Annotated in this window: 29 protein-coding genes; 23 read left to right on the plus strand and 6 right to left on the minus strand. The window is 72.4% G+C overall.

Going from position 1 to position 26,272, the window contains the following annotated elements; genetic code table 11:
• Positions 1 to 36 precede the first annotated feature (36 nt).
• Both dapB and ID804_RS04295 read left to right on the plus strand, forming a co-directional pair.
• Complete coding sequence (gene dapB, locus ID804_RS04290) at positions 37 to 837, plus strand: 4-hydroxy-tetrahydrodipicolinate reductase (RefSeq protein WP_169077678.1); 801 nt, start codon at positions 37 to 39, stop codon at positions 835 to 837.
• A gap of 1 nt (position 838) precedes the next feature.
• Positions 839 to 1,294 (plus strand): hypothetical protein, encoded by a 456-nt coding sequence (locus ID804_RS04295; protein WP_396789763.1) that lies wholly within the window; start codon positions 839 to 841, stop codon positions 1,292 to 1,294.
• A 16-nt stretch (positions 1,295 to 1,310) separates the two neighbouring features.
• On the opposite strand, the gene ID804_RS04300 is transcribed toward ID804_RS04295, so the two are convergent.
• The 4 genes from ID804_RS04300 to ID804_RS04315 all read right to left on the minus strand — a co-directional run bounded on the left by ID804_RS04300 (position 1,311) and on the right by ID804_RS04315 (position 3,659).
• Complete coding sequence (locus ID804_RS04300) at positions 1,311 to 2,237, minus strand: TIGR01777 family oxidoreductase (protein ID WP_169077679.1); 927 nt, start codon at positions 2,235 to 2,237, stop codon at positions 1,311 to 1,313.
• Entirely contained in the window at positions 2,237 to 2,662 is a 426-nt protein-coding gene (locus tag ID804_RS04305) for an OsmC family peroxiredoxin (protein WP_169077680.1), read from the minus strand. The genes ID804_RS04300 and ID804_RS04305 overlap by 1 nt, the downstream gene beginning before the upstream one ends.
• Positions 2,663 to 2,745: 83 nt before the next feature.
• Complete coding sequence (locus tag ID804_RS04310) at positions 2,746 to 3,234, minus strand: DUF4395 domain-containing protein (protein WP_169077681.1); 489 nt, start codon at positions 3,232 to 3,234, stop codon at positions 2,746 to 2,748.
• The gene (locus ID804_RS04315; RefSeq protein ID WP_169077682.1) at positions 3,231 to 3,659 is read right to left on the minus strand and encodes a thioredoxin family protein; all 429 of its coding nucleotides are present in this window, start codon (positions 3,657 to 3,659) and stop codon (positions 3,231 to 3,233) included. Before ID804_RS04315 ends, ID804_RS04310 begins: the two co-directional genes overlap by 4 nt.
• 137 nt (positions 3,660 to 3,796) lie before the next feature.
• On the opposite strand from ID804_RS04315, the gene thyX reads away from it, so the two are divergent.
• The 14 genes from thyX (at position 3,797) to dapF (ending at position 18,538) form a co-directional block, all read left to right on the plus strand.
• Entirely contained in the window at positions 3,797 to 4,531 is a 735-nt protein-coding gene (thyX, locus tag ID804_RS04320; protein WP_396789768.1) for an FAD-dependent thymidylate synthase, read from the plus strand.
• 79 nt (positions 4,532 to 4,610) lie between these two features.
• The gene (dapA, locus tag ID804_RS04325) at positions 4,611 to 5,585 is read left to right on the plus strand and encodes a 4-hydroxy-tetrahydrodipicolinate synthase (RefSeq protein WP_169077684.1); all 975 of its coding nucleotides are present in this window, start codon (positions 4,611 to 4,613) and stop codon (positions 5,583 to 5,585) included.
• A 71-nt stretch (positions 5,586 to 5,656) separates the two neighbouring features.
• A complete protein-coding gene (locus ID804_RS04330) occupies positions 5,657 to 7,333 on the plus strand; it encodes a ribonuclease J (protein ID WP_169077685.1) in 1,677 nt (558 codons plus the stop codon).
• Between the two features lie 76 nt (positions 7,334 to 7,409).
• Complete coding sequence (locus ID804_RS04335; protein ID WP_169077686.1) at positions 7,410 to 8,171, plus strand: hypothetical protein; 762 nt, start codon at positions 7,410 to 7,412, stop codon at positions 8,169 to 8,171.
• 90 nt (positions 8,172 to 8,261) lie between these two features.
• Positions 8,262 to 10,988 (plus strand): FtsK/SpoIIIE family DNA translocase, encoded by a 2,727-nt coding sequence (locus ID804_RS04340; RefSeq protein WP_169077687.1) that lies wholly within the window; start codon positions 8,262 to 8,264, stop codon positions 10,986 to 10,988.
• Positions 10,989 to 11,087: 99 nt separating this feature from the next.
• On the plus strand, positions 11,088 to 11,684 hold the full coding sequence (gene pgsA / locus ID804_RS04345; protein ID WP_169077814.1) for a CDP-diacylglycerol--glycerol-3-phosphate 3-phosphatidyltransferase: 597 nt from the start codon (positions 11,088 to 11,090) through the stop codon (positions 11,682 to 11,684).
• Positions 11,684 to 12,211, plus strand: coding sequence for a CinA family protein (locus ID804_RS04350; protein WP_169077688.1), 528 nt, complete (start codon positions 11,684 to 11,686; stop codon positions 12,209 to 12,211). The genes pgsA and ID804_RS04350 overlap by 1 nt, the downstream gene beginning before the upstream one ends.
• A 184-nt stretch (positions 12,212 to 12,395) precedes the next feature.
• A complete protein-coding gene (locus ID804_RS04355; protein WP_169077689.1) occupies positions 12,396 to 12,704 on the plus strand; it encodes a helix-turn-helix domain-containing protein in 309 nt (102 codons plus the stop codon).
• 102 nt (positions 12,705 to 12,806) lie between these two features.
• The gene (locus tag ID804_RS04360) at positions 12,807 to 13,031 is read left to right on the plus strand and encodes a DUF3046 domain-containing protein (protein ID WP_169077690.1); all 225 of its coding nucleotides are present in this window, start codon (positions 12,807 to 12,809) and stop codon (positions 13,029 to 13,031) included.
• A 286-nt stretch (positions 13,032 to 13,317) separates the two neighbouring features.
• Positions 13,318 to 14,394, plus strand: coding sequence for a recombinase RecA (gene recA, locus ID804_RS04365; protein ID WP_169077691.1), 1,077 nt, complete (start codon positions 13,318 to 13,320; stop codon positions 14,392 to 14,394).
• Positions 14,395 to 14,396: 2 nt separating this feature from the next.
• Entirely contained in the window at positions 14,397 to 15,086 is a 690-nt protein-coding gene (locus tag ID804_RS04370) for a regulatory protein RecX (RefSeq protein WP_169077692.1), read from the plus strand.
• A gap of 22 nt (positions 15,087 to 15,108) precedes the next feature.
• Positions 15,109 to 16,695 (plus strand): tRNA (N6-isopentenyl adenosine(37)-C2)-methylthiotransferase MiaB, encoded by a 1,587-nt coding sequence (miaB, locus tag ID804_RS04375; RefSeq protein WP_169077693.1) that lies wholly within the window; start codon positions 15,109 to 15,111, stop codon positions 16,693 to 16,695.
• Positions 16,692 to 17,639: a tRNA (adenosine(37)-N6)-dimethylallyltransferase MiaA gene (miaA, locus tag ID804_RS04380; RefSeq protein WP_169077694.1), complete on the plus strand. Its 948-nt coding sequence runs from the start codon at positions 16,692 to 16,694 to the stop codon at positions 17,637 to 17,639. Before miaB ends, miaA begins: the two co-directional genes overlap by 4 nt.
• A gap of 20 nt (positions 17,640 to 17,659) precedes the next feature.
• Positions 17,660 to 18,538, plus strand: a complete 879-nt coding sequence (gene dapF, locus ID804_RS04385; RefSeq protein ID WP_169077695.1) for a diaminopimelate epimerase — start codon at positions 17,660 to 17,662, stop codon at positions 18,536 to 18,538.
• Positions 18,539 to 18,571: 33 nt separating this feature from the next.
• Here dapF and ID804_RS04390 read toward each other — a convergent pair whose 3' ends face one another.
• On the minus strand, positions 18,572 to 19,216 hold the full coding sequence (locus ID804_RS04390) for a class I SAM-dependent methyltransferase (protein ID WP_169077696.1): 645 nt from the start codon (positions 19,214 to 19,216) through the stop codon (positions 18,572 to 18,574).
• Positions 19,217 to 19,257: 41 nt separating this feature from the next.
• Here ID804_RS04390 and hflX point away from each other — a divergent pair, with 41 nt between their 5' ends.
• Positions 19,258 to 20,817, plus strand: a complete 1,560-nt coding sequence (hflX, locus tag ID804_RS04395; RefSeq protein WP_169077697.1) for a GTPase HflX — start codon at positions 19,258 to 19,260, stop codon at positions 20,815 to 20,817.
• Positions 20,818 to 20,862: 45 nt separating this feature from the next.
• Here hflX and lexA read toward each other — a convergent pair whose 3' ends face one another.
• The gene (gene lexA / locus ID804_RS04400) at positions 20,863 to 21,555 is read right to left on the minus strand and encodes a transcriptional repressor LexA (RefSeq protein WP_169077698.1); all 693 of its coding nucleotides are present in this window, start codon (positions 21,553 to 21,555) and stop codon (positions 20,863 to 20,865) included.
• 309 nt (positions 21,556 to 21,864) lie between these two features.
• On the opposite strand from lexA, the gene ID804_RS04405 reads away from it, so the two are divergent.
• The 6 genes from ID804_RS04405 (at position 21,865) to ID804_RS04430 (ending at position 26,266) form a co-directional block, all read left to right on the plus strand.
• Entirely contained in the window at positions 21,865 to 22,212 is a 348-nt protein-coding gene (locus ID804_RS04405; RefSeq protein ID WP_169077699.1) for a LysM peptidoglycan-binding domain-containing protein, read from the plus strand.
• A gap of 90 nt (positions 22,213 to 22,302) precedes the next feature.
• Positions 22,303 to 23,379 carry a histidinol-phosphate transaminase gene (locus ID804_RS04410; RefSeq protein ID WP_169077700.1) on the plus strand — a complete coding sequence of 359 codons (1,077 nt, stop codon included), beginning with the start codon at positions 22,303 to 22,305 and terminating at the stop codon, positions 23,377 to 23,379.
• Positions 23,376 to 23,981: an imidazoleglycerol-phosphate dehydratase HisB gene (hisB, locus tag ID804_RS04415; RefSeq protein WP_169077701.1), complete on the plus strand. Its 606-nt coding sequence runs from the start codon at positions 23,376 to 23,378 to the stop codon at positions 23,979 to 23,981. The genes ID804_RS04410 and hisB overlap by 4 nt, the downstream gene beginning before the upstream one ends.
• The gene (gene hisH, locus ID804_RS04420; protein ID WP_396789818.1) at positions 23,981 to 24,622 is read left to right on the plus strand and encodes an imidazole glycerol phosphate synthase subunit HisH; all 642 of its coding nucleotides are present in this window, start codon (positions 23,981 to 23,983) and stop codon (positions 24,620 to 24,622) included. Before hisB ends, hisH begins: the two co-directional genes overlap by 1 nt.
• A gap of 107 nt (positions 24,623 to 24,729) precedes the next feature.
• Entirely contained in the window at positions 24,730 to 25,479 is a 750-nt protein-coding gene (gene priA, locus ID804_RS04425) for a bifunctional 1-(5-phosphoribosyl)-5-((5-phosphoribosylamino)methylideneamino)imidazole-4-carboxamide isomerase/phosphoribosylanthranilate isomerase PriA (RefSeq protein ID WP_169077703.1), read from the plus strand.
• 22 nt (positions 25,480 to 25,501) lie between these two features.
• Positions 25,502 to 26,266 carry an SseB family protein gene (locus ID804_RS04430; RefSeq protein WP_169077704.1) on the plus strand — a complete coding sequence of 255 codons (765 nt, stop codon included), beginning with the start codon at positions 25,502 to 25,504 and terminating at the stop codon, positions 26,264 to 26,266.
• Positions 26,267 to 26,272 lie beyond the last annotated feature (6 nt).

The following is a 26,272-nucleotide window of genomic DNA, read 5'->3' on the forward strand; positions in this document are numbered from 1 at the left end:
GGCGAGCCCGCGGCCGCCCGCCGGTAGGCTCTCAGCATGGTCATCCGAGTCGCCGTCGTCGGCGCGAGCGGCCGCCTCGGCTCGGTCGCGAGCCGCGTCATCGAGCAGCGCCCCGACCTCGAGCTTGTCGCTCGCCTGAACTCCCGCAGCTCCCTCGACGACATGCTCGGCGCCGATGTCGTGCTCGACGTCACGCACCCCGGCGTCTCGCCCACGGTCGTCGACCACGCTGTGCGCGCCGGACTCGACGTCGTCGTCGGCACGAGCGGCTGGAGCGAGGATCGCGTGCGCAGCCTGCGCACCCTGCTGGCGCAGCACGAGGATGCCGGGGTCGTCATCATCCCGAACTTCTCGATCGGGTCGGTGCTCGCGACGCACTTCGCGACCATCGCCGCGCGCTTCTACGAGTCGATCGAGATCGTGGAGGCCCACCACGCCGCCAAGGTCGACTCGCCGAGCGGCACGGCTGTGCGCACCGCCGAGCTCATCGGCCACGCACGAGCTGAGCTCGGCCCCGTGGTCGCGCCGCACGTCGATCAGCGCGCGAGGGGCCAGCAGGTCGCGAGCGTGCCCATCCACTCGCTGCGTCTGCAGGGCGTCGTAGCCAAGCAGGAGGTCCATTTCGGCGGCACCGGCGAGGTGCTGACGCTCACGCACGAGACGCTCTCGCCGGCTGCGTACGAGCAGGGCATCGTGCTGGCACTCCGCGCCGCGCGCGAGGTTCGGGGGCTCGTCATCGGGCTCGATCGCCTGATCGGGCTCGGCGCCGACGGCGCGGCGAGCGACAGCGCTCCGGCGGCGGGCGCCGGCGACGCCCCCGAGCACGGCGGTTGCTGAGGTGCGCGGTCGGCTGCGCTTCGGTGCGCTCGCGATGGGCGCGCTGCTGCTGCTGTACCTCGTCTTCACGATCTTCTACGCCGTGCAGCTCGTGACCGATCCGCAGCCGGTCGCCCGCGTCATCGGCTGGGCGCTCATCGTGCTGCCCCTGCTCGGCATCTGGTTCGCGGCGGCTGAGTTCCTCTTCGGCTTCCGCAGCGAGCGCCTCGCGGTCGCGCTCGAACTCGAGGGCGGCCTGCCCGAGGACGAGCTGCCCGCGCGTGCGAGCGGCCGGGTCGAGCGCGCGGCGGCCGATGAGATCTTCACGCGCTACGCCGCCGAGGTCGAGCAGCATCCTGCGTCGTGGCGGCACTGGTTCCGCCTCTCGCTCGCCTACGACGGTGCCCGCGACCGGCGCCGGGCGCGGTGGGCGATGCGCGAGGCAATCCGGCTCGCCCGCGCCGAGGGCACCCTCTGAGCGGCGCCGCTCGGGGCTAGGCCTCGGGCTTCACGAGCGCGGCGATCGCCTGCTCGACGGTCTCATGCCGGAAGGCGAAGCCGTCGGCCTGCAGCTTCGCCGGCACGACGCGCTGGCTCGGCAGCAGCAGCTCCCGCCCCGCCTCGCCCATGCCGAGGGCGATGAGCCGCTCGGGCAGCACGAAGGCGTGCGGCCGCCGCATCGCCTCGGCGAGCGCGCGGGTCACGCGGTCGCTCGTCGCCGGTGTCGGCCCGGCGAGGTTCACGGGCCCGCGCAGGCGAGAGGTCAGCAGGTGGCGGATCGCCGCGGCCTCGTCGTGCAGGCTGATCCACGGCCAGTGCTGCCCGCCCTGCCCGACGCGGGCGGCGAGCCCGATGCGGGTGAGCAGTCGCAGCGGCGCCATCGCCCCGCCGGGGCCGATCACGAGCCCCGTGCGCACCATGACGGTGCGTGTGCGCTCCGGCGCGAGCTGCGCGGCGAGCTCCCACGCCTCGACAACGTCGGCGAGGAACCCCTCGCCGCGCGGCGACTCCTCGGTCAGGCGCACGCCCGGCCGGTCGCCGTACACGCCGACCGCCGACCCGCTGATGAACGTCGCGGGCGGGCGCTCGGCCATGTTCATGGCCTCGGCGAGCGCGCGGGTGGCCGAGACGCGCGAGTCGAGGATCTGCTTCTTCCAGCCCCGTGTCCACGGGATGCGGCTGATCGACGCCCCCGAGAGGTTCACGACCGCGTCGACGTCGTCGAGGATGCGCGCATCGAGCACGCGCGACTCCGGCGACCAGGCGAACTCGGTCTCCGATCGCGGTGACCGCCGCACGAGGGTGCGCACGGCGTGTCCGTCGGCGCGCAGCTGCCGCTGCAGCTCCTGGCCGATCATGCCGGAGGCACCGGCGATGAGCACGGTGAGCGGCGTCGCGCCGCCGCGGGGGGCGTCGCTCACTAGGCGAGCGAGGCTTCGAGCGTGATGCTCACGCCGGCGAGCGCGGCGGAGACGGGGCAGTTCTTCTTCGCGTCCTCGGCGAAGGTCGCGAACTCCTCGGCCGAGAGGCCCGGGATCTTGGCGCTCACCAGCAGGTGGCTGCCGGTAATGCCCTCGCCGGGCACGAAGGTGACGGCGGCGGTCACCTGCAGGCTCTCCGGAGCGTGACCCGCGCCGGTGAGGGCGTGCGAGAGCGCCATCGAGTAGCACGCCGAGTGCGCCGCGCCGAGCAGCTCCTCGGGGTTGGTCTTGCCGGGCACGCCCTCGCTGCGCGCCGCCCAGGTCACCGGGAACTCGGCCGCGTCGGAGGAATCCAGGGAGGTCGTGCCGTGCCCCTCGGTGAGGGATCCGAACCAGAGGGTGGTGGCTTCGCTCGTGACGGCCATGAGGGTCTCCTTCGTCCTGACGGGAGCCCCAGCCTACGGAAGCCGCTGGGGCGGTGCGAGGGGCGCTCCCTCAGATTTCTCCGCTAGGCCGCCGCTCGCGGTCGGATCACTCCGGCCCGCACGAGCAGCACGTACAGCTGGCAGCCCAGGCAGTAGTCGAAGACCGCGTTGAGGAAGGCGGCGACGAAGGCCAGCGACGCCGCGACGACGACGGCCCCCGGCACGCCGAGCAGCTGGAGCACGAGCCCCGCTCCCGTGATGAGGAAGCCGACGAGCTGCGCGAAGGTCGGCGCGGCCGGGTCCTCGCGCACGGTCGGGGGAGCCAGGCGCGGGGCGACGAGCCGCGCGTACAGCCGACCCCACGGGTGGCGGCGAATGCCCGCGAACGCCCCCCAGGCGAAGATCGCGACGAGCGCGGCGTGCACCGCGATCGCGGCCACGAGCTGCCCGCTGAGGGCGAGCCCCACGACGACGAGCAGCAGCACGGCGGTGATCGCGGCGCCGAAACGCGGCCCGCGGGGGTCGATGCCCTGGGTGCCCGCGGCGCCGGGGGCGGGTGCCGCGGCGCTCACGCGGCCGCTCCGAGCTGCTCGCGCACCGAGCGCACGGCGTCGCGCACGGCCTCCGGTCGCGCGGCGCCGACGATGCGACCGCGCACGGCGCCGGTCGCGTCGACGAGCAGCGTCGTCGGGGTGCTGAGCACGTTGTGGGCGCTCGCGAGCTCGGGGTGCTCGGTCACGTCGAGCTCGCGGCGTGCGAGCGCGGGCTCGCCCGCGACGAGCTCCTCGGTGACGCGCCGCATGACCGCGCACGCCGAGCAGACGGGGCTCGAGAGCTGCAGCAGGGTCACCTCGGCGCCGGGCACGGCGAGCCGGGCATCCGTCGAGGAGGGGTCGGAGGCGACGACGACGCGACCGGACCGGGCGCGGACGACGAAACCGATCGCGGTCGCGCCGAGCACGAGCGCGGCGATCGCGAGCAGGGCGGGGGAGTCCATGGAACGACTGAACCACGAAACCCGCGTCGGGTATTCCCCGCGCGCCCCCTTCGTGACGCCGTGTGACGCGACCGGCGCTCGCCGCCCGCCCGGCGGTGCGCCCGCCGACCTCGCCGCCCGCCGGTAGGGTGGCGATCGTGTCCGAGGCTGCCGAGATCACCTTCCGCTCCGATGTGACCGTCGAGCTCGTGCGCGCGAGCGCCGCCGACTCCGACGTGCTCTTCGCCGCCCGCGTCTCGACGCAGGGCGAGCAGACCCTCGAGAGCGCGTCGTCGGGGCAGGATGCCACGGTGCGCGACCGCGGCCTCATCAACTACCTCATGCGCGACCGCCACGGCTCGCCGTTCGAGCACAACTCGATGACGTTCTACGTGCAGGCGCCGATCTTCGTCTTCCGCGAGTTCATGCGGCACCGCATCGCCTCCTACAACGAGGAGTCGGGCCGCTACCGCGAGCTGCGCCCCGTCTTCTACGTGCCCGGCCCCGAGCGCAACCTCATCCAGGTCGGCAAGCCCGGAGCCTACGACTTCCTGCCCGGCACGCCCGAGCAGCATGCGATGGTCGACGCGGAGGTGCGGGGCGTCTGCGAGGCGGCCTACGCCTCGTACCAGCGGATGCTCGACGCGGGCATCGCGCGCGAGGTGGCCCGCTCGGTCCTCCCGGTGACGATCTACAGCTCGATGTACGTCACGATGAACGCCCGCTCGCTCATGAACTTCCTGTCCTTGCGCACGAAGCGCGAGGGCACGCACTTCCCGTCCTTCCCGCAGCGCGAGATCGAGATGGTCGCCGAGCTCATGGAGGCGCGCTTCGCCGAGCTCATGCCCCTCACCTACGAGTCGTTCAACGCGAACGGCCGCGTCGCCCCGTAGCGGCCGCCGCCCGCGCCGGGCGAACGGATGCCCGCTCCGGCGCGACCGCGCGGCCGTCGGTCGCGATAGCCTGAAGCACGTGTCCGCGCAGAACCCCTTCGGCCAGGTGCTCGTCGCCCTGGTGACCCCGATGACCGCCGACGGCGAGGTCGACTGGCCCGGCGTCGAGCAGCACATCGACCACGTCGTGAGCCACGGTGCCGACGGCGTCGTCGTCACCGGCACCACCGGCGAGACCAGCACGCTCACCGACGCGGAGAAGATCCGCCTCGTGCAGGTCGGCAAGGAGGTCGCCGCGGGCCGCGCCTCGATCATCACCGGCGGCGGCTCGAACGAGACGGCGCACGCGATCGAGCTGTACAAGGCGAGCGAGAGGGCCGGCGCCGACGGCGTCATGATCGTCACCCCGTACTACAACAAGCCGACGCAGGCCGGCGTGCTGACGCATTTCCGCATGATCGCCGACGCGACCGATCTGCCGGTCATCCTCTACGACATCCCCGGCCGCGCGGGCATCGAGATCAAGTACGAGACGATCCTCCGCGCCGCGAAGCACCCGAACATCCTCGCGGTGAAGGATGCCAAGGGCGACCTCAGCGAGGTCAGCCGCGTCATGAACCAGACCGACCTGATGTACTTCGCCGGCGACGACGCGAACGTGCTGCCGACGCTCGCGATCGGCGGCACCGGCCTCATCGGCGTGACGGCGAACATCGCGCCGGCGAGCTACCGCACGATCGTCGACGCCGTGAACGCCAACGACCTCGCCACGGCGACGGCCGAGCACCAGCGCCTCGAGCCGCTCGTGCGCGCCATCATGACGCACGTGCCCGGCACCGTGGCCGCGAAGTACGTGCTGCACGGCCTCGGACGCATCGGCTCGCCGCGCGTGCGCCTGCCGCTCGTCGGCCCGGAGGACAGCGAGGCGGCGATCATCGAGGACGAGATGGCGCTCGTGCGCGACGTCGACGGCGTCGACCTGCACAGCTTCCGGCCCGACCGCAACGCGGCCGCCGGTGGAGCCCTGCCGAAGGTGGCGGGCACCACCCGATAGACATCACCCCGGGGCACGAGGCCCCGCCGCACCGGCCCGGGAGGGCCCGAACCAGAACCGAGGTCCATCCCGTGCCCCATGCGATCGAAGACGCCCCCGCGCTCGAACCCGGCACTCTCCGCGTCACCCCGCTCGGCGGCCTCGGCGAGGTCGGCCGCAACATGGCCGTCTTCGAGATCGACGGCAAGCTGCTCATCGTCGACTGCGGCGTGCTGTTCCCCGAGGAGCACCAGCCCGGCGTCGACCTGATCCTGCCCGACTTCTCGCCCATCCGTGACCGCCTCGACGACGTCGTCGCAGTCGTGCTGACGCACGGCCACGAGGATCACATCGGCGCCGTGCCCTACCTGCTGAGGCTGCGCGCCGACATCCCGCTCATCGGGTCGACGCTCACGCTCGCGCTCATCGAGGCGAAGCTCAAGGAGCACCGCATTCAGCCGTACACGCTCGCGGTGAAGGAGGGCGACACCGAGAAGCTCGGGCCGTTCGAGCTCGAGTTCGTCGCCGTGAACCATTCGATCCCCGACGCCCTCGCCGTCGTGATCCGCACGGTCGCCGGCACGGTGCTGCACACCGGCGACTTCAAGATGGACCAGCTGCCGCTCGACGGCCGCATCACCGACCTGCGCGCCTTCGCTCGCCTCGGCGAGGCCGGCGTCGACCTGTTCATGACCGACTCGACGAACGCTGACGTGCCGGGCTTCACTCCGCGCGAGCGCGACATCGGCGCGGTGCTCGAGTCGGTCATCGCGAAGGCCCCCCGTCGCGTGATCGTCGCGAGCTTCTCCAGCCACGTGCACCGTGTGCAGCAGGTGCTCGACGCGGCGGTCGCGAACGGTCGGCAGGTGGCGCTCATGGGGCGCAGCATGGTGCGCAACATGGGCATCGCGGCCGATCTGGGCTACCTCAAGGTGCCCGAGGGCATCCTCATCGACTACAAGAAGGCCGCCGACCTGCCGGACGACCGCATCGTCTACATGTCGACCGGCTCGCAGGGCGAGCCGATGGCGGTGCTGGCGCGCATGGCGAACCTCGACCACCAGGTCGAGGTCGGCAAGGGCGACACCGTGATCCTCGCCTCGAGCCTGATCCCGGGCAACGAGAACGCGGTCTTCCGCGTCATCAACGGCCTCATCTCGCTCGGCGCGACGGTCGTGCACAAGGGCAACGCGAAGGTGCACGTCTCCGGTCACGCCGCGGCCGGCGAGCTGCTCTACTGCTACAACATCGTGCGCCCGAAGAACGTCATGCCGGTGCACGGCGAGGCTCGCCACCTCGTGGCGAACCAGCAGCTGGCGATCGACACGGGCGTGCCCGAGGAGCGCACGATCCTCGCCGAGAACGGCACCGTCGTCGACCTGCGGGACGGCGAGGCCCGCATCGTCGGCCAGCTCGACCTCGGTGAGGTCTACGTCGACGGCTCGAGCGTCGGGCAGATCACCGACGCCGATCTGAAGGATCGCCGCATCCTGGCGGAGGAGGGCTTCATCTCCATCTTCGTGGCGGTGGATGCTCAGACCGGTCGTGTCGTCGTGGGCCCCGAGATCCACGCTCGCGGGTTCGCCCCCGACGACAGCGTGTTCGACGCGGTCATCCCGCAGGTGGTGAAGGCGCTGACGGAGGCGGCCGAGAACGGCACCCGCGACAGCCACGCCTTCAGCCAGGTCGTCCGGCGTGTCGTCGGTCGCTGGGTGAACACGCAACACCGTCGTCGCCCGATGATCGTGCCGGTCGTCATCGTCGCGTAGCCCGGTCGCGGGGTGTGACGAGAACGTGACGAAAGCCCCCTTCCGAAGCTGAGCGGCGCGGCGCTACGGTCGCGGCATGACGCCGCACCGTCCGCTCCGCTCCCTCGGGCTCGGGCTCGGGCTCGGGCTCGCGCTCGCAGGGCTCGCGACCGCGGCGCTCGTCGGCTGCGGCCCGAGCGCCGAGCCGGTGGCCTCGCCGAGCGCCTCGCCGAGCGTCTCGGCGAGCCCGGAGCCGTCGGGCAGCGCCGAGCCGTCGCCGACGCCCGAGCCGACGCGACCGGCGCTCGCCGAGCTCGAGCTCAGCACCGACGGGCTCGGCCTGCTCGCGCTGGGTCAGGCTCCCGACACCGACCCCGCCACGCGCATGGTCGCCTTCGAGGAGGGTGCCTGCGTGAGCGCCGAGTTCGGCATCGCTCCCGGCGACCCGGGCGCCGACCTGTGGCGCACCGACGCGGCGTACACCTCGTCGACGCCCGCGTACGGGCCCGGCACGGCGTTCGGCGTGGGCGTCGATCGCGACTCCGGGCTCGTGACCCGCATCGACCTGTACTCCTCCGACATCCCGACCGACGCGGGCGTCCGGATCGGCGACTCCCGTGCCGACGTCGACGCCGCCTACCCCGACGCGACCGTCTACCCGCAGTCGCTCACCGACATCCACGTGATCTCCGGCGCGAACGGGCTGCTGCAGATCGAGGTCGCCCGCAACGATCCGATGCTGGGCGACTACTGGGGAGACCAGGTCAACACGGTCGTCTACATCCACGCCGTCGCACCGGAGCTCGGCGTCTTCACGGTCGCGGCGAGCGGCAACCTCGTTGGGGTCTGCGGGGCCTGACCGCCCCGCCACCGCGCGGCGTCCGGGCCCGCACGGCCCAGGGCGCGTGTCGAGCGGCCCTCGGTCGCACCCCGCGGGTACCGTGACTGCATGGCCTCGACCAGCCGCACCTCGTCGCGCCCGCGCACCTCGTCGTCGCGCGGCGCCTCGGCGTCGGCGAAGGCGAGCGGCACCCGCGCACAGGCCACGAAGAAGCTGCCCGCGCCGCCGAGCGAGCAGCCGGGCATCCTCGCGAAGGCCTGGATGGGCCTCGCGCACCTCACCGGCGGCGCGTTCCGCGTGCTCGGCAAGGAGACCCTGGCGAAGGAGGAGCGGCGCGACGGCGTGCCCTTCCTGATCGTGCTGCTGGCGGTCGTCGGCGCGGTCGTCGAGTGGTTCAACCCGACTGACCCGGTGGCGCTCGCGCTCGACGCCTACACGTTCGGCGGCCTCGTCGGGCGGGTCGCCTACGCGCTTCCCGTCATCATGATCCTGTTCGCCGCATGGCTGTTCCGGCACCCGGCGAGCGTGCACGACAACACGCGCATCGGCATCGGGCTAGGGCTGCTCATCGCGAGCGTGAGCGGCATCTGCCACGTCGTGCTGGGGGCGCCTCAGCCGACGGCGGGGGCGCTCGTGCTCGCGCAGGCGGGTGGCGTCATCGGCTGGCTGCTGGGTGGCGCACTGCTGCTGGCGACGGTGTGGGTGGCGGTGCCGGCGCTGGCGCTGCTGGCGTTCCTGTCGGTGCTCATCATGACCAAGACGCCGCCGAACCGCATCGGGCGTCGCCTCGGCGAGCTGTACGCCTACCTCTTCGGGGCCGAGCTGCCGCGGCGCGACAAGTCGGCCGGCGAGCCCGAGGCCCCCGGCCCCGAGTTCGGCACCTTCAGCGACCTCGGCCTCGACCTGGAGGACACCTCCTCGATGCCGTGGTGGCGCAAGGGCAGGCCGCGCGATCAGGCGCCCGCCTTCGACACGCCCGTCGAGCGCGATCAGCCCACCGACGTCATCGACCGGGATGCGGTGGCCAAGGCCACGGGCGACCTCGCGGCGGTGCTCGATCAGGCCGAGCAGGCCATCCATCGCGTCACGGGCGAGCAGCCGATCCACCCCTCCGGCGTGCGCGACGATGCCGAGCCCGCGGTGCTGCCGGGCTTCTCCACGACCGCGAGCGAAAAGGGCGCGGCGGGCGAGTTCTCGCCGCCGCCGGCCCTCGCGAAGGCGGCCCCGCCGTACCGGCTGCCCGCGCCGGCGATCCTCGCCCCCGGCACGCCGCCGAAGGCCCGCAGTGCCGCGAACGACGCCGTCGTGGCGGCGATCACCGAGGTGCTCACGCAGTTCCAGGTCGACGCCCGGGTCACGGGCTTCAGCCGCGGCCCGTCGGTCACGCGCTACGAGATCGAGCTCGGACCCGGTGTGAAGGTCGAGCGGTTCACGGCGCTGACCAAGAACATCTCGTACGCCGTCGCGAGCAACGAGGTGAGCATCCTCTCGCCGATCCCGGGCAAGAGCGCGATCGGCGTCGAGATCCCGAACACCGATCGCGAGGTCGTCTCGCTCGGCGACGTGCTGCGCTCGAGCGCCGCCGGCAAGGCCCTGCACCCGATGACGATCGGCGTCGGCAAGGACGTCGAGGGCGGCTACGTCGTGGCGAACCTCGCCAAAATGCCCCACCTGCTCGTCGCCGGCTCGACCGGCTCGGGCAAGTCGAGCTTCATCAACTCGATGATCACGAGCCTGCTCATGCGTGCGAAGCCCGCCGAGGTGCGCATGGTGCTCATCGACCCCAAGCGCGTCGAGCTCGCCGCGTACCAGGGCGTGCCGCACCTCATCACGCCCATCATCACGAACCCGAAGAAGGCGGCCGAGGCGCTGCAGTGGGTCGTGAAAGAGATGGACATGCGCTACGACGACCTGGCGTCGTTCGGGTTCCGCCACATCGACGACTTCAACCGCGCCGTGCTCGCGAACGAGATCGTGCTGCCCGAGGGCAGCAAGCGCGTGCTGCAGCCCTACCCCTACCTGCTCGTCGTGGTCGACGAGCTCGCCGACCTCATGATGGTCGCCCCGCGCGACGTCGAGGATTCGATCGTGCGCATCACGCAGCTCGCACGAGCCTCCGGCATCCACCTCGTGCTCGCGACGCAGCGCCCGAGCGTCGATGTCGTGACGGGCCTCATCAAGGCCAACGTGCCGAGCCGCCTCGCCTTCGCCGTGTCGAGCATGACCGACAGCCGCGTCATCCTCGACCAGCCGGGCGCCGACAAGCTCATCGGGCAGGGCGATGGCCTCTTCCTGCCGATGGGCGCGAGCAAGGCTGTGCGCGTCCAGGGCGCCTGGGTCACCGAGGCCGAGATCGCCGCGGTCGTCGACCACGTCAAGAAGCAGGCGCGGCCGGAGTACCGCGACGACGTCGCGGTCGAGGCCGAGAAGAAGCAGATCGACGCCGACATCGGCGACGACCTCGAGCTGCTGCTGGCCGCCGCCGAGCTCATCGTCGGCACGCAGTTCGGCTCGACCTCGATGCTGCAGCGCAAGCTTCGCGTCGGCTTCGCCAAGGCCGGGCGCCTCATGGATCTGCTCGAGTCGCGCGAGATCGTCGGGCCCTCCGAGGGCTCGAAGGCGCGTGACGTGCTCGTGAGCCCCGAGCAGCTGCCGGAGGTGCTGGCGCGGCTGCGCGGCGACGAGACCCCGGCGTCGGGCGCGGGCGGCGCGCAGAGCGGCGGAGGAGCATCCGCGTCGCCTGGGAGCGACCCCGTCGACGACATGACCCGTGGGTATCCTGAGGTCGAGGGCGACTCCGACGAGGACGCCTGGGGCCTCACCGGTCGCGACTGACGTCGTGCCGGTTCCGACGGGCCGAGGCGAGCGGGGGAGGACGGGATGACGGGCGCTGACGGCGACGCGACGCGTCCGGCTCCCGCGCGCAGTTTCCCGATGCGCGGCCGCGTGCTGAGCGCGGGCGAGAGCCAGGCCTCGACGGGCAACGTCGCCAACATCATCACGGTCGTCCGCATCCTGCTGGCGCCCCTGTTCATCGCGCTGCTCGTGCTCGACGGCGGGGCAGACGGGCCCCTGCGCATCGCCGCCGGCGTGCTCTTCATCGTCGCGATCGCCACCGACAGCCTGGATGGGCACCTGGCGCGCAGCCGCAACCTCGTCACCGACCTCGGCATCCTGCTCGATCCGATCGCCGACAAGGTGCTCACGGGGGCCGCGCTCGTCATGCTCGCGGTGCTGGCCGAGCTGCCGTGGTGGGTGGTGGCGGTGATCCTGGTGCGCGAGTGGGGCATCACGCTGTTCCGCTTCGCGATGCTGCGCGATCGCGTGATCCCAGCCTCGCGCGGCGGCAAGCTGAAGACGGTCGTGCAGTCGGTCGCGATCTCGTTCGCGCTCCTTCCGCTGTGGAACCTGCTCGGCGACTGGGTGCACGGGCTGAACGGCGCCCTCATGACGGCGGCGGTCGTGCTCACGGTCGTCACGGGGCTCGACTACCTGCGCCAGGCGTGGGTGCAGAACCGCCGCGGCGCCTGATGCCCGCGAGTGACGGGCCGAGCGGGGCCGACCTTCCCTCAGTGGCGGATGCCGCGCGCGAGATCGTCCGCCTGCTGACCTCGAGCGGCCGCACGGTCGGCGTGGCCGAGTCGCTCACCGGGGGCAGGGTCGTCTCCGCCCTCGTCGACGTGCCGGGAGCCTCCGCAGTCGTCCGCGGCGGCGTCGTCGCGTATGCGACGCCGCTCAAGCACTCCCTGCTCGGCGTCGATGCCGAGCTGCTCGCCGAGCGCGGCCCGGTCGACGCCGAGGTCGCGCGGCGGATGGCCGAGGGCGTGCGTCGCGCGGCCGCGGTCGACGGTCGCCCGGCCGACCTGGGCGTGGCGACGACGGGTGTCGCCGGTCCCGACCCGCAGGGCCAGGCGCCCGTGGGTCTGGTGTTCGTCGCCGTCGCCGACGAGCGCGGTTCGACGGCGCGTGAGCTGCGACTGCCCGGCGATCGCGAGGCGGTGCGCTCGGCCGCGGCGAGTGCCGCGCTCGCCCTGTTGCTGGAGCACGCTCGGAGCTGAGTCGAACCGGCTCAACTTCGCCCGGCATGCGGGAATAGCAGTGGTTGCGGTCGTGTTACAGACAGCAGACTGACACGCGCCATCCAGGCGCCGACGGTTAGAGTCGAGGCACAGCCGGTGGGGTACAGTGATCCCCCCGACGCCCGGCACCGACCGCGAAGCTCAGGCAGAAGAAGGAGGCAGCATGGTTCTCGTCCGACAGGAGATCGGTGAGGTCCTCCGCGATGTCCGCCTGCAGAAGGGCCGCACCCTGCGCCAGGTCGCGAGTCGCGCGAGCGTCGCTCTCGGCTACCTCAGCGAGGTCGAGCGCGGCCAGAAGGAGGCCTCGAGCGAGATCCTCGCCTCGGTGGCCGACGCTCTTGACACCCCGATCTCGGTGATTATGCGCGAGGTCGGCGACCGCCTCGCCGTCATCGAGGGTCTCACGACCGTTCCCGACACGCTCCCCGACGAGCTCGTCGCGGAATTCGACTCCGGCATGGCGGTGCGCTAGCCCGCACCCCGTGGTCGGCATCATCGACAGCAAGGCCCCGCCGGTCGACCGGTGGGACCTTCGTCGTGTCCGGGCCCGACGGCCGCTGGTTAGGGTTGTCGGATGACCCGCAGCGAGTTCTCCCGCGCGATCGCCGTCGAGTTCGGCGAGGCCTACGGCCGCTCGCTCGTGCGCGATCTGGTGCTCACGCCCCTCGGGGAGCGCACGGCAGAGCAGGCGCTCGCGGCGGGCGTCGCGCCTCGCGAGATCTGGCTGGCGCTGTGCGCGGCCATGGATGTCCCGCGCGAGCGCTGGCACGGTGCAGGTCGCCCCGAGCCGAAGCGCTGACGCGACCCGCACGGCGCCGGCGTCGGCGCGCCCGCACGACACGCCGCACCGTAGTTCCTTCGAACATCCGTTCGGATGCGGCGTAGACTCCTCCCCAGCGGCTCTCGAACACGAGTGATGCACCGAAGACGCGCGAAGCCCCCGGTTGTCGGGGGTCGTGCGTACCGTCATCCCTCGTCGGCGATCGTCGTCACCGCCTTGTCGCACGACGACCGGCCCGGCTCCATCGGCTGGTCGTCACGCGGCAGCCGACAGGCAGCAGCTCACTACCGCGAAGGAGACCGCAATGCCCTCACCCGCAGACCGCGAGAAGGCCCTCGAGACCGCTCTCGCCCAGATCGACCGACAGTTCGGCAAGGGCACCGTCATGCGCCTCGGCTCGGACGAGCGCGCGCCCGTCGCGGTCATCCCGACCGGCTCGATCGCCCTCGACGTCGCCCTCGGCATCGGCGGCCTCCCCAAGGGGCGCATCATCGAGATCTACGGCCCGGAATCCTCGGGCAAGACCACGCTCACGCTCCACGCCATCGCGAACGTGCAGCGCGCCGGCGGCATCGCGGCGTTCATCGACGCCGAGCACGCCCTCGACCCCGAGTACGCCAAGAAGCTCGGTGTCGACATCGACCAGCTGCTCGTGTCGCAGCCCGACACGGGTGAGCAGGCGCTCGAGATCGCCGACATGCTTGTGCGCTCAGGCTCGATCGACCTCGTCGTCGTCGACTCCGTCGCCGCGCTCGTGCCGCGCGCCGAGATCGAGGGCGAGATGGGCGACTCGCACGTCGGCCTCCAGGCCCGCCTCATGTCGCAGGCGCTGCGCAAGCTCACCGGTGGGCTCAACCAGACGCAGACCTCGATGATCTTCATCAACCAGCTGCGCGAGAAGATCGGCGTGTTCTTCGGCAGCCCTGAGACCACCGCCGGTGGCAAGGCGCTGAAGTTCTACGCCTCGGTGCGACTCGACATCCGCCGCATCGAGACCCTGAAGGATGGCACCGAGGCCGTCGGCAACCGCACCCGCGTGAAGGTCGTCAAGAACAAGATGGCGCCGCCGTTCAAGCAGGCCGAGTTCGACATCCTCTACGGCGTCGGCATCTCGCGCGAGGGCAGCCTCATCGACTTCGGCGTCGAGCACGAGATCGTGCGCAAGTCGGGTGCCTGGTACACCTACGACGGCGACCAGCTCGGCCAGGGCAAGGAGAACGCGCGCAAGTTCCTGCTCGAGAACCCGACCGTGGCGGAGGAGATCGAGCGCAAGATCCTCGCCAAGCTCGGCATCGGCGCGGCGGCCGCCTCGGTCGAGGCCGGCGCTCCGGTCGACTCGATCCAGCAGAAGATCGCGCAGCGCAAGGCGGCGGGCGCGTAATCGTGCCCCACGACCCCCAGCGCGCCGGGCAGGGAGCGACCGACAACGTCGCCTTCCTGCCCGGGGTGCGTGAGGCCGACGCGCAGCGGGCCGAGAACGTCACGCTCCACGCGCTCACCCGGCGCGGCCTTTCGCGAGGCGAGGTCGTCGACCTGCTGCGTCGCCGCGAGATCGACCCGATCGTCGCGCAGGCCGAGGTCGAGCGACTCGAGCGCGTCGGGCTCATCGACGACGCGGCGCTGGCCGCCACCCTCGTCGAGCGGCTCGTCGAGCGCAAGAAGCTGGGCCCGGCGGCCCTGCGCGCCGAGCTCGGCCGACGGCGGCTCGACCCGGCGACGATCGAGGCGGCTCTGGCCGACGGCGCCCTCGACGACGAGGGGGCCCTCGTGGCAGAGCTCGTCGCCGATCGCGCGCGCCGACTCGGCGAGGTCGATCGCGACACCGCCGAGCGCCGGCTGCTCTCCTACCTCGCGCGCAAGGGGCACGGCGGGTCGATCGCTCGCGACGCCGTCCGTTCGGCGCTCGACGAGCTCGGGCTCGAGCGGGCACCTCGGCAGGCCTTCGGCGCCGGGCGGGGCGGCATCGCAGCCGGCCGCGCCGACTCTGGCCTCAGCCGTCGCGGGGCGGGCTCGACGCCTCGCCTCGGAGGGCGCCTTCCCGGCGACGGCCCCGCCCGCGTCGCCTTCGAGTAGCCGCCGTAGACTCGAGGGCACCATGAGCACGACCCTCCCGCGCCCCGAGCTCGCCGCGCCCGCTGATCGCGCAGCCGATCGCGTGCGCACCTATGAGGTGCGCACCTACGGCTGCCAGATGAACGTCCACGACTCGGAGCGACTCAGCGGATCGCTCGAGGCCGCCGGGTACGTGCGGGCGGAGGGCGGCACCACTGCCGACGTCGTCGTCATCAACACCTGCGCCGTGCGCGAGAACGCCGACAACAAGCTCTACGGCAACCTCGGGCACCTCGCCGGCGTCAAGCGCGAGCGCGGCGGCGATCTGCAGATCGCGGTCGGCGGGTGCCTCGCGCAGAAGGACAAGGCGGTCATCCTCGAGAAGGCCCCCTGGGTCGACGTCGTGTTCGGCACGCACAACATGGGCTCGCTGCCCGCCCTGCTCGAGCGCGCTCGGCACAACGGTGAGGCGCAACTCGAGATCCTCGAGTCGCTCGAGGTGTTCCCCTCCACGCTGCCGACCCGCCGTGACTCCAGCTACAGCGGCTGGGTCAGCATCTCGGTGGGCTGCAACAACACCTGCACCTTCTGCATCGTGCCGAGCCTGCGCGGCAAGGAGAAAGACCGCCGCCCCGGCGAGATCCTCGCCGAGATCCAGGCGCTCGTCGACGACGGCGCGATCGAGGTCACGCTCCTCGGCCAGAACGTCAACTCCTACGGCGTCGAGTTCGGCGACCGACTCGCCTTCGGCAAGCTCCTGCGCGCGGCCGGTCAGATCGAGGGCCTCGAGCGCATCCGCTTCACGAGCCCCCACCCGGCCGCCTTCACCGACGACGTCATCGACGCGATGGCCGAGACGCCGGCCGTCATGCCGCAGCTGCACATGCCGCTGCAGTCGGGCTCGGATCGCATCCTCAAGTCGATGCGCCGGTCGTACCGCAGCGAGAAGTTCCTCGGCATCCTCGACCGGGTGCGCGCGCGCATCCCGAACGCCGCCATCAGCACCGACATCATCGTCGGCTTCCCCGGTGAGACGGAGGAGGACTTCGCCGACACGCTGCGGGTCGTCGAGGCCGCGCGCTTCGCGAGCGCCTTCACCTTCCAGTACTCCATCCGCCCCGGCACCCCGGCGGCGACGATGCCCGACCAGGTGCCGAAGGAGGTCGTGCAGGAGCGCTACGACCGCCTGATCGCGCTGCAGGAGCGCATCAGCCTGGAGGAGAACCAGCGCCAGGTCGGCCGTGAGGTGCAGGTGCTCATCTCCACGGGCGAGGGAAAGAAGGATGCCGCGACCGAGCGCATCTCGGGCCGCGCGGAGGACAGCCGGCTCGTGCACGTCGCCGTGCCCGCCGGCAGCGAGCGACCCCGCCCTGGCGACGTCGTGACCGCCACGATCACGCACGCCGCGCCGTTCCACCTGCTCGCCGACGAGACCGCGCCGCTGCGCGTCCGCCGCACCCGCGCCGGCGACGCCTGGGATCGCCAGCAGGCCGAGAGCTGCGCCGTGCCGACGCCGGCCGGAGCGACCGCCGGGCAGGGGCCGCGAGTCTCGCTCGGGCTGCTTACGGTTCGGGTCGCGACGAGTCCGATCTACGACGCCGGCGACGGGGAACGCCGCTCGCTGCTGTGATCGTCGCCGTGGTCGGCGCCACGGGCACCGGCAAGAGCGCGCTGAGCCTCGACCTCGCCGAGCGGCTCGCCGCCCGCGGCCTCCGCGCCGAGATCGTCAACGGCGACGCCATGCAGCTCTACCGCGGCATGGACATCGGCACGGCCAAGCTGCCCGAGTCCGAGCGACGCGGCATCCCGCACCACCTCCTCGACGTGCTCGACGTCACCGACGAGGCCTCCGTCGCGCGGTATCAGCAGGATGCCCGGGGCGCGATCGACGACATCCTCACCCGCGGCGCCGTGCCCATCCTCGTCGGCGGCTCCATGCTCTACGTGGCCGCCGTGCTCACCGACTTCCAGTTCCCGGGCACGGACCCGGTCGTGCGGGCGCGGTGGGAGTCGGTGCTCGCCGAGCGCGGCACGACCGAGCTGTTCCTCGAGCTGCAGCGGCGCGACCCCGAGGCGGCGGCCGCGATCGGGCCCCACAACGCCCGCCGCATCGTGCGGGCGCTCGAGGTCATCGAGCTCACGGGTGAGCCGTTCAGCGTGGGCCTCGCCGCGCGCGACACCCCGTGGCGGCCCTACCGGCAGTTCGGCGTCGCGCTCGACCGACCGGCCCTCGTCGAGCGCCTCGACGCGCGCGTCGCCGGCATGTGGGCGCAGGGCCTCCTCGACGAGGTCGCGGCCCTGCGCGAGCGAGGCCTCGAGCGCGGAGCGACCGCGAGCCGCGCGATCGGCTACGCCCAGGCGCTCGGCCAGCTGCGCGGCGAGCTCGGCGAGAGCGAGGCGATCACCGAGACGGCGGCGCTGACGCGGCGGTACGCGCGGCGGCAGCTAAGCTGGTTCCGCCGTGACCGCACGATCGAGTGGGTCGAGGCGCTCGACCCCGGCCTCGCGCAGCGGGTCGAGCAGCGTGTGCTCGAGGCGCTCGAGCACGACGACGCAGCCGGGGCAGGCGCCTGACGCGCCCGTAGACTCGGGGCATGGCCACGAGCATCCGTTTCACGAAGGGGCACGGCACGGGCAACGACTTCGTGCTCTACGCCGACCCCGAGGGTCAGCACGCGCTCAGCGCGCAGCAGCTCGCGGCCATCGCCGATCGCCGATTCGGCGTCGGCGGCGATGGCGTGATCCGCGCCGTGCGCTCGGCGAACCTGCCCGACGGCGCGGCCGCGCTCGCGGAGGACGCGGACGCCGAGTGGTTCATGGACTACGTCAACAGCGACGGCAGCGTCAGCGAGATGTGCGGCAACGGCATCCGCGTGTTCGTGCGCTACCTGCTGGAGACGGGGCTCGCCGAGCTCGAGCCCGGGCAGAGCATCGCGATCGGCACCCGCGCCGGTGTGCGCGACGTGCAGCGCCTCACCGACGGCTTCGCCGTCGACCTGGGGCGGTGGCGGCTCGCCGGCGGTGAGCCGCTCGTGCGGGCGCGCGAGCTGCCCGTCGCCCGGCCCGGCCTCGGCGTCGACGTCGGCAACCCGCACGTGGTCGTCGCTGTCGCGAGCGACGACGAGCTCGCCGCGATCGACCTCAGTCGGGCGCCCGAGCTCGAACCGGCACCGCCCGCCGGCGCGAACGTCGAGTTCGTCGTGCCGGGCGACCCGCTCGTGGTCGACGGGGTCGGCCGCATCCGCATGCGCGTGCACGAGCGCGGCAGCGGCGAGACCCTCTCGTGCGGCACCGGCGCCGTCGCGTCGGCGCTCGCGGTGCGCCACTGGGCGGGCGCGCACGCCCCGAACGAGTGGCGCGTCGAGGTGCCGGGCGGGGTTCTCGGGGTGCGCATGTTCCCGACCGAGGATGGCGAGCACGTCGCGCTGAGCGGCCCCGCCGAGCTGGTCTTCGAGGGCGAGCTGCGCGTCTGAGCGTCGCGCGGCGCTCGCGCCGAGCATCCGCCGCTAGTCGGCCTCGATGACGGGGATGGCCCCCGTGATCGCGCCCCTGCGGCGCACCCGCAGCACGCGGAAGCCCTTGCTCGTTGCCGCGCGCTGGGCCCGCAGATCGTCGAGCTCGGCGTCGATCCAGCGCTGCAGCGAGTCGGCCCCGAGGTTGCGGGCGACGACGAGCCAGGCGTCGGAGGCGTCGGCCAGTCGAGGCAGCCAGCCCCGCAGCATCGCGTGCAGCTCGTTCTTGCCGACCCGGATCGGCGGGTTCGACCAGATCGTGCGGAAGGTGACGTCGTCGGGAACATCCTCGGGCCGCACGGCGTTGACGTTCGTGAGGCCGAGCGTGGAGGCATTGCGGCGCGTGAGCTCGAGGGCGCGCTCGTTGACGTCGACCGCCCACACGGTCGCTCGCGGCGACTCGAGTGCGAGGGTCAGTGCGATCGGCCCCCAGCCGCACCCGAGGTCGAGCAGGTGACCGCCCGGGGGAGGCGGCGGCACGGAACCGAGCAGCACCCGGGTGCCCACGTCGAGCGCTCCGGGGCTGAACACGCCGCCCGCCGTCACGACCTCCACGTCGCGACCGGCGAGCGTCACCGGCAGCGTCCTGATGACCATCTCACTCTGCGGCCGCGCGCTGAAGTAGTGGTCGGACGACATGGCCAGAATCTACCGAATAGCGAGAGAGTATGGTGAAGCGGATGACCGAGAAGACCACCGCCCACGGCGACGAGAGCCCTCGCGCCACGAGCCCGGTCGGCGACGACGCCGAGACGGATGCGGTGGCCCGCGTACTCGCGAGCGCTGAGTCGCGTGCGCGCTCGGTCACGCTCCACGGCCAGCGCGCCGCCGCCCTGCAGGCCGACGACGCGTACCTCGACGATCGCGACGGCGACCAGTTCGACCGCGAGGATCGCGCGGCCCTGCGCCGCGTGCGCGGCCTCTCGACCGAGCTCGACGACGTCACCGAGGTCGAGTACCGGCAGCTGCGCCTGGAGAACGTGGTGCTCATCGGCGTGTACTCCGGCGGCTCGCTCGCCGACGCCGAGAACTCGCTGCGCGAGCTCGCCGCCCTCGCCGAGACGGCCGGCGCGGTCGTGCTCGACGGACTGCTGCAGCGTCGACCGCACCCCGACCCGAGCACCTACCTCGGCAAGGGCAAGGCCGCTGAGCTCGCCCTCATCGTCGCCGAGCTCGGCGCCGACACCGTCATCGCCGACACCGAGCTCGCCCCGAGCCAGCGTCGCGCCCTGGAGGACGTCGTCAAGGTGAAGGTCATCGACCGCACCGCGGTGATCCTCGACATCTTCAGCCAGCACGCGAAGAGCCGCGAGGGCAAGGCGCAGGTCGAGCTCGCGCAGCTGGAGTACCTCCTGCCGCGCCTGCGCGGCTGGGGCGAGTCGATGTCGCGCCAGGCCGGTGGGCAGGTCGGCGGCGCGGGGGCCGGCATGGGCAGCCGTGGTCCGGGTGAGACGAAGATGGAGCTCGACCGGCGCCGCATCCACAGCCGCATGGCGAAGCTGCGCAAGCAGATCAAGGGCTTCGCGCCGGCTCGAGCGGCGAAGCGCGCCAACCGCGACCGCTTCACGGTGCCGAGCGTCGCGATCGCCGGCTACACCAACGCCGGCAAGTCGAGCCTGCTGAACCGCATCACGCGCGCCGGCGTGCTCGTCGAGAACGCCCTCTTCGCCACGCTCGACGCGACCGTGCGCAAGTCGTCGACGCCCGACGGCCGCCCGTTCACGATCGCCGACACCGTCGGCTTCGTGCGCAACCTGCCGCACCAGCTCGTGGAGGCGTTCCGCTCGACGCTGGAGGAGATCGCGGAGTCGGACGTCATTGTGCACGTCGTCGACGGGGCCCACCCCGACCCCGCCGCGCAGATCGCGACCGTGCGCGACGTCATCGGCGAGGTCGACGCGAGGCACATCCCCGAGATCATCGCCTTCAACAAGGCCGACCTGCTCGACGACGACGCGCGGCTCGTGCTGCGTGGGCTCGAGCCGGGCGCCGTGTTCGTCTCGGCGAAGACCGGCGAGGGCGTCGACGAGCTGCGGGCGCGCATCGCCGAGCTGCTGCCCAACCCGGAGGTCGAGCTGCGGCTGCTGATCCCGTTCGACCGCGGCGACCTCGTGGCGCTGCTGCACGAGCGCGGCCGCATCGTCGAGACCGACTACGACGAGCGCGGCACGCGCGTGCACGCCTTCGTGAACCCGCAGTTCACGGGCCCGTTCGAGCCCTTCGCGGTCGTCGACGCGTAGCCGCGGCGACGACCGCCGACTCGGGTCGGGCCGCTCCGCGACGGTTCAGACCGAGCGCAGCACCGCGACGACCTTGCCGAGAATCGTCGCGTAGTCGCCCAGGATCGGCTCGAACGCCGAGTTGCGCGGCAGCAGCCAGGTGTGGCCGTCGCGCTGCTTGAAGACCTTCACGGTCGCCTCGTCGTCGAGCATGGCCGCGACGATCTCGCCGTTCTCGGCGGTCGACTGCTGCCGCACGACGACCCAGTCGCCGTCGCAGATCGCCGCGTCGATCATCGAATCGCCGACGACCTTGAGCATGAACAGCTCGCCCTTGCCGACGAGCTGGCGGGGGAGGGGGAAGACCTCCTCGACCTGCTGGTCGGCGGTGATCGGGATGCCCGCGGCGATGCGCCCGACGAGCGGCACCATGGCCGCGTCGCCGACCGCGGGCCCCGCCGGCGCCTCCGAGGCGGCGGATGTGGGGGCCTCGACGTCGATGAGCACCTCGAGAGCGCGGGGACGGTTCGGGTCGCGGCGCACGTAGCCCGCGAGCTCGAGCTGGCCCAGCTGGTGCGAGACGCTCGACATCGACGAGAGGCCGACCGCCTCGCCGATCTCGCGCATCGACGGCGGGTACCCGCGCTGCGCCACCGAGGCCTGGATGACTCCGAGGATGGCGCGCTGCTTGTCGCTCAGGGTCGTGCGGCGTCGCGTGCCGGGCGCGCTCGCGCCCTCGGCGGTCGTCTCGTCGGCCATCGTCGGCTCCGTTCCGGTGCGGGCAGTCGGGCCGCACGGTCGGCGGCACGAATGTCGGTGGTCGCTGGTGGAGTACCAGTGAGCTTTCGAAACTGTATCCGCCCCGGACCGTCCGTTCAAACACCCGTTCGAACGTGTCGCACCTCGCGAGGGTCGGATTCGACCTCGAGGCTTGAATCTGTGTTCGATCGAATGTATGTTCGGAACACAGGTTCGCAGGGCTCTCCCGGCCGAGAGCGCTGCATCCCCGGCGGTCCCCGCCGCCGGGGGCCTGTCGACATCCTCACCCGAGGAACCCAGGAGGACCGGATGACCGCCATCGCCCTTGCCGAGCTCGCAGCCCCCCGCACGCGCCTCCGCATCACGCGGCGTGGCCGCGCCGTCCTCGCCGCCGTCGCCGCCGCCCCGTTCGTCGTCGCCGTGTTCACCTCGGTGCTCGGCGGGGCGGCGGCGACGGCCACCTCCACGGTCGTCGACGCACCCCCGACGGTCGTCACCGTCGAGGCGGGGCAATCGCTGTGGCAGATCGCCGCGATCGTCGCCCCCGAGGCGAACCCGGCCGACGTCGTCGCCGACCTCATCGCGCACAACGCGCTCGAGAGCGGCAGCGTGCTGCCCGGCCAGACCCTCGTGCTTCCGGAGCGCTACGCCGACTGACGGCGTCGCGCCGAACAAGCGCGCTGCCCCGACCGAGCGCGCCGCCCCGACCGGCCAATCGCGCGGTCGCCAGCGCCTAGCATGGGCTGAGTGACGTCCCTCGCCGACCTCCCCATCCGCGACGACCTCCGCGGCCTCACGCCGTACGGCGCTCCGCAGAAGCCCGTGCGCATCGCGCTCAACGTCAACGAGAACACGCATCCCGTGCCGGAGGAGGTCGTGGCGCACGTCACCTCGGCCGTCGAGCGCGCGATGCGCAGCATCAACCGGTACCCCGATCGCGAGTTCACGCTGCTGCGCGAGCACCTCGCGGCCTACGTGGGCGAGGGCACGACGCCCGAGCAGATCTGGGCTGCGAACGGCTCGAACGAGATCATCCAGCACCTGCTGCAGGCCTTCGGCGGCCCCGGCCGCAGCGTGCTCGGCTTCCCGCCCACGTACTCGATGCACGCGATCATCGCCGCGGGTACCGGCACGCGCTGGGTCGCCGCCGAGCGCGACGCCGACTATCGGCTGAGCCCCGCGACGGCTGCCGCGGCCGTCGAGCGCGAGAACCCGGATCTCGTCTTCCTCTGCGCCCCGAACAACCCGACGGGCACGGCCCTCGGCCTCGACACGATCGCCGCGGTCTATGAGGCCAGCCGCGGCATCGTCATGGTCGACGAGGCCTACGCCGAGTTCATGCCCGAGGGCGAGCCCTCGGCGCTGAGCCTGCTCGAGGGGCGCCCGCGCCTGGTGGTCTCGCGCACCATGAGCAAAGCCTTCGCCTTCGCCGGCGGTCGCCTCGGCTACCTGGTCGCCGATCCGGCGATCGCGGATGCCCTCCGCCTTGTCCGGCTGCCCTACCACCTCTCCGCGCTCAGCCAGGCGGCCGCGGTCGCCGCACTCGAGCACGCGCCGGCGATGCTCGCGACGGTCGGAGCGATCCGCGAGCAGCGCGACCGTCTGCTTGTCGAGCTCGCTCGACTCGGCTACGCGCCGCACGAGAGCTGGGCGAACTTCGTGCTGTTCGGCGGCGTCGACGACCCGCGCGCGACGTTCGAGTACCTGCTCGCGCACGACATCCTCGTGCGCGACGTGGGCATTCCGCACCACCTCCGCGTGACGGCCGGCACCGAGGCCGAGACGACGGAGTTCCTCGAGGTGCTCGGTAGGATGAACCGGTGACTTCACCGCGCACCGCCGAGCTCGTCCGTGAGACGAGCGAGTCGAGCATCCGTCTCGCGATCGACCTCGACGGCACCGGCCGCTCCTCGATCTCGACGACCGTGCCGTTCTTCGACCACATGCTGACGGCGTTCGCGAAGCACGCCCTCGTCGACCTCGAGGTCGAGGCGACGGGCGACACCCACATCGACGTGCACCACACGGTGGAGGACACCGGCATCGTGCTGGGCCAGGCCATCGTGCGCGCGCTCGGTGACAAGTCGGGCATCGCGCGCTTCGGCGACGCCCTCGTGCCGCTCGACGACGCGCTCGCGCAGGCGGTCGTCGACGTCTCGGGCCGGCCGTACCTCGTGCACTCGGGGGAGCCGGCGGGCTTCGAGTTCCACCTGATCGGCGGCCACTTCACCGGCTCGATGATCCGCCACGTCTTCGAGGCGATCACGATGCACGCGGCGCTCACGGTGCACCTGCGGGTGCTCGCCGGTCGCGACCCGCACCACATCGCCGAGGCCGAGTTCAAGGCCTTCGCGCGCGCCTTCCGCCAGGCGGTGCAGCCCGACGCGCGCGTGCAGGGCGTGCCGTCGACCAAGGGCGCCCTCTGATCGTGAGCGCGCGCCCCTCCGTCGTCGTGCTCGACTACGGCTCCGGCAACATCCACTCGGCCGCGAAGGCGCTCGAGGCCGCCGGCGCCGACGTCGAGATCTCCGCCGACCGCGGCCGCGTGCGCGACGCCGACGGTCTGCTCGTGCCGGGCGTGGGCGCCTTCGGCGCCGTCATGGCGGCGCTCAAGAGCGTGCGCGGCGACGAGCTCATCGACCGCCGCCTCGCCGGCGGGCGCCCGGTGCTCGGCATCTGCGTGGGCATGCAGGTCATGTTCGAGCGGGGCGACGAGCGCGGCCTGCTGACCGAGGGCCTGGGGGAGTGGCCCGGCACCGTGACCGAGCTCGACGCACCCGTGCTGCCGCACATGGGCTGGAACACGGTGGATGCTCCGTCGCAGTCGCGCCTGTTCGAGGGCCTGCACGACGAGCGCTTCTACTTCGTGCACTCCTACGCCGCGCGCGACTGGAGCCTGGAGGTCACGAACCCGAAGATCCCCGCTCCGGCGGTCACGTGGGCTGAGCACGGCGGTCGCTTCGTCGCGGCCGTCGAGAACGGCCCGCTGAGCGCGACGCAGTTCCACCCCGAGAAGTCGGGCGAGGCCGGTCTGCGGCTGCTCAGCAACTGGCTGCGCACCCTGTAGCGGTCAGCGGCCCACGAGAAGGGGAGTACGATTCTGTGCTTGTCTGCGGGCCGATCGGGTACCCCACCGCACCATCTCCGCACGAATCCACCTCGAGAAAGACAGTCATGAGCGAGTTCTCCCGCATCCCCGCCCTCACCCTGCTGCCGGCGGTGGATGTCGCGGGCGGCAAGGCGGTGCGACTGACGCAGGGCGAGGCCGGCACGGAGACGGCGTACGGCGACCCGGTCGACGCGGCGCTCGAGTGGGCGAACGACGGCGCCGAGTGGATCCACCTCGTCGACCTCGACGCGGCGTTCGGTCGCGGCAACAACCGCAAGATCATCCAGAAGGTCGTCAAGGCCACCCCGAAGCACGTCAATATCGAGCTCTCCGGCGGCATCCGTGATGACAAGAGTCTCGAGGCCGCGCTCGCGACAGGCGCCAAGCGCATCAACCTCGGCACGGCCGCTCTCGAGAACCCCGAGTGGGCCGCCCATGTCATCGCCGAGTACGGCGAGGCGATCGCGGTCGGTCTCGACGTGCGCGGCACGACGCTCGCCGCCCGCGGCTGGACGGAGGAGGGCGGCGACCTCTGGCAGGTGCTCGAGCGCCTCGAGGAGGCCGGCTGCGCCCGCTACGTCGTCACCGACGTCACGAAGGATGGCACGCTCAAGGGCCCGAACCTCGACCTCCTGCGCCAGGTCATGGAGCGCACCCACCGTCCCGTCATCGCCTCCGGCGGGGTCTCGAGCCTCGACGACATCGCCGCGCTGCGCGACCTCGTGCCGCTCGGGCTCGAGGGCGCGATCGTCGGCAAGGCGCTCTACGCGGGCGCGTTCACGCTGCCCGAGGCGCTCGACGTCGCCGGCAACTGATCCGCATGGTGAGCGGCGCCGCATGACCGCGACCGACTCGGCGGGCCAGCCCTGGGCGGGGCGGTCCTTCACGCCCAACCCCGCGGCGGGCGACGACGGCTCGGCCCCCGGGGCCTTCGTCGAGGGGATGCGCGCCTTCCGCGCCGGTGAGCTGGCGGCGAGCGGCCTCGTCGACGTCCTCCGCGACTGCCGCTTCCTCATCCCTCTCGTCGCGGTCGCGGGGGAGGAGGGCCTCACCGAGACCGGGCAGCGCGTCGACAAGACGCAGGAGCTGTCGATCATCACCGTCGCGGGCCCCGATTGCCGCCCGATCCTGCCTGTCTTCTCCAGCGTCGCCGCGATGACCCGCTGGCGCCCGGATGCCCGGCCGGTGCCCGCGACCGCGCAGCGAGTCGCCCTCGCCGCCGCGAGCGAGCGCACCGACCGCGTCGTGATCGACGCGCGCGGCGACGAGCTCGTGCTGCCGCGACCGGCCGTCTGGGCGATCGCCCGCGGCACCGCCTGGGTGCCGGCCCTCGACGACCCCGAGGTGGTCGAGGCCATCACGGCTCCGGCCGAGCAGCACGATGGCGTGGTGGCTGTTGCGCTCGTGGGCGGCGACCCGGAGCTGCGCGGCAGCGGGCCGGAGGTCGTCGTGCGCCTCGCCCTCGAGCCGGGCGTCGAAGGCGAGCGCCTGCGGGAGACGATCGGCGCGATGAGCGCGCGATGGGCATCCGACCCGATCGTCGCGGAGCGCGTCGACGCGATCGCGGTGCAGCCGGTCGTGCTGCCCGCGAGCGACGGCTGACGCCGG

Source organism: Microcella alkalica, assembly GCF_014595885.1.
Classification (GTDB): domain Bacteria; phylum Actinomycetota; class Actinomycetes; order Actinomycetales; family Microbacteriaceae; genus Microcella; species Microcella alkaliphila_B.

What these genes read in the sequence shown, in the direction of transcription:
- dapB (WP_169077678.1), top strand. Translation starts at nt 37, where the DNA reads ATGGTCATCCGAGTCGCCGTCGTCGGCGCGAGCGGCCGCCTCGGCTCG.
- ID804_RS04305 (WP_169077680.1), bottom strand. Translation starts at nt 2,662, where the DNA reads ATGGCCGTCACGAGCGAAGCCACCACCCTCTGGTTCGGATCCCTCACC.
- ID804_RS04315 (WP_169077682.1), bottom strand. Translation starts at nt 3,659, where the DNA reads ATGGACTCCCCCGCCCTGCTCGCGATCGCCGCGCTCGTGCTCGGCGCG.
- ID804_RS04335 (WP_169077686.1), top strand. Translation starts at nt 7,410, where the DNA reads ATGACGCCGCACCGTCCGCTCCGCTCCCTCGGGCTCGGGCTCGGGCTC.
- ID804_RS04340 (WP_169077687.1), top strand. Translation starts at nt 8,262, where the DNA reads ATGGCCTCGACCAGCCGCACCTCGTCGCGCCCGCGCACCTCGTCGTCG.
- pgsA (WP_169077814.1), top strand. Translation starts at nt 11,088, where the DNA reads ATGCGCGGCCGCGTGCTGAGCGCGGGCGAGAGCCAGGCCTCGACGGGC.
- ID804_RS04350 (WP_169077688.1), top strand. Translation starts at nt 11,684, where the DNA reads ATGCCCGCGAGTGACGGGCCGAGCGGGGCCGACCTTCCCTCAGTGGCG.
- ID804_RS04355 (WP_169077689.1), top strand. Translation starts at nt 12,396, where the DNA reads ATGGTTCTCGTCCGACAGGAGATCGGTGAGGTCCTCCGCGATGTCCGC.
- ID804_RS04360 (WP_169077690.1), top strand. Translation starts at nt 12,807, where the DNA reads ATGACCCGCAGCGAGTTCTCCCGCGCGATCGCCGTCGAGTTCGGCGAG.
- recA (WP_169077691.1), top strand. Translation starts at nt 13,318, where the DNA reads ATGCCCTCACCCGCAGACCGCGAGAAGGCCCTCGAGACCGCTCTCGCC.
- miaB (WP_169077693.1), top strand. Translation starts at nt 15,109, where the DNA reads ATGAGCACGACCCTCCCGCGCCCCGAGCTCGCCGCGCCCGCTGATCGC.
- dapF (WP_169077695.1), top strand. Translation starts at nt 17,660, where the DNA reads ATGGCCACGAGCATCCGTTTCACGAAGGGGCACGGCACGGGCAACGAC.
- ID804_RS04390 (WP_169077696.1), bottom strand. Translation starts at nt 19,216, where the DNA reads ATGTCGTCCGACCACTACTTCAGCGCGCGGCCGCAGAGTGAGATGGTC.
- hflX (WP_169077697.1), top strand. Translation starts at nt 19,258, where the DNA reads ATGACCGAGAAGACCACCGCCCACGGCGACGAGAGCCCTCGCGCCACG.
- lexA (WP_169077698.1), bottom strand. Translation starts at nt 21,555, where the DNA reads ATGGCCGACGAGACGACCGCCGAGGGCGCGAGCGCGCCCGGCACGCGA.
- ID804_RS04405 (WP_169077699.1), top strand. Translation starts at nt 21,865, where the DNA reads ATGACCGCCATCGCCCTTGCCGAGCTCGCAGCCCCCCGCACGCGCCTC.
- priA (WP_169077703.1), top strand. Translation starts at nt 24,730, where the DNA reads ATGAGCGAGTTCTCCCGCATCCCCGCCCTCACCCTGCTGCCGGCGGTG.
- ID804_RS04430 (WP_169077704.1), top strand. Translation starts at nt 25,502, where the DNA reads ATGACCGCGACCGACTCGGCGGGCCAGCCCTGGGCGGGGCGGTCCTTC.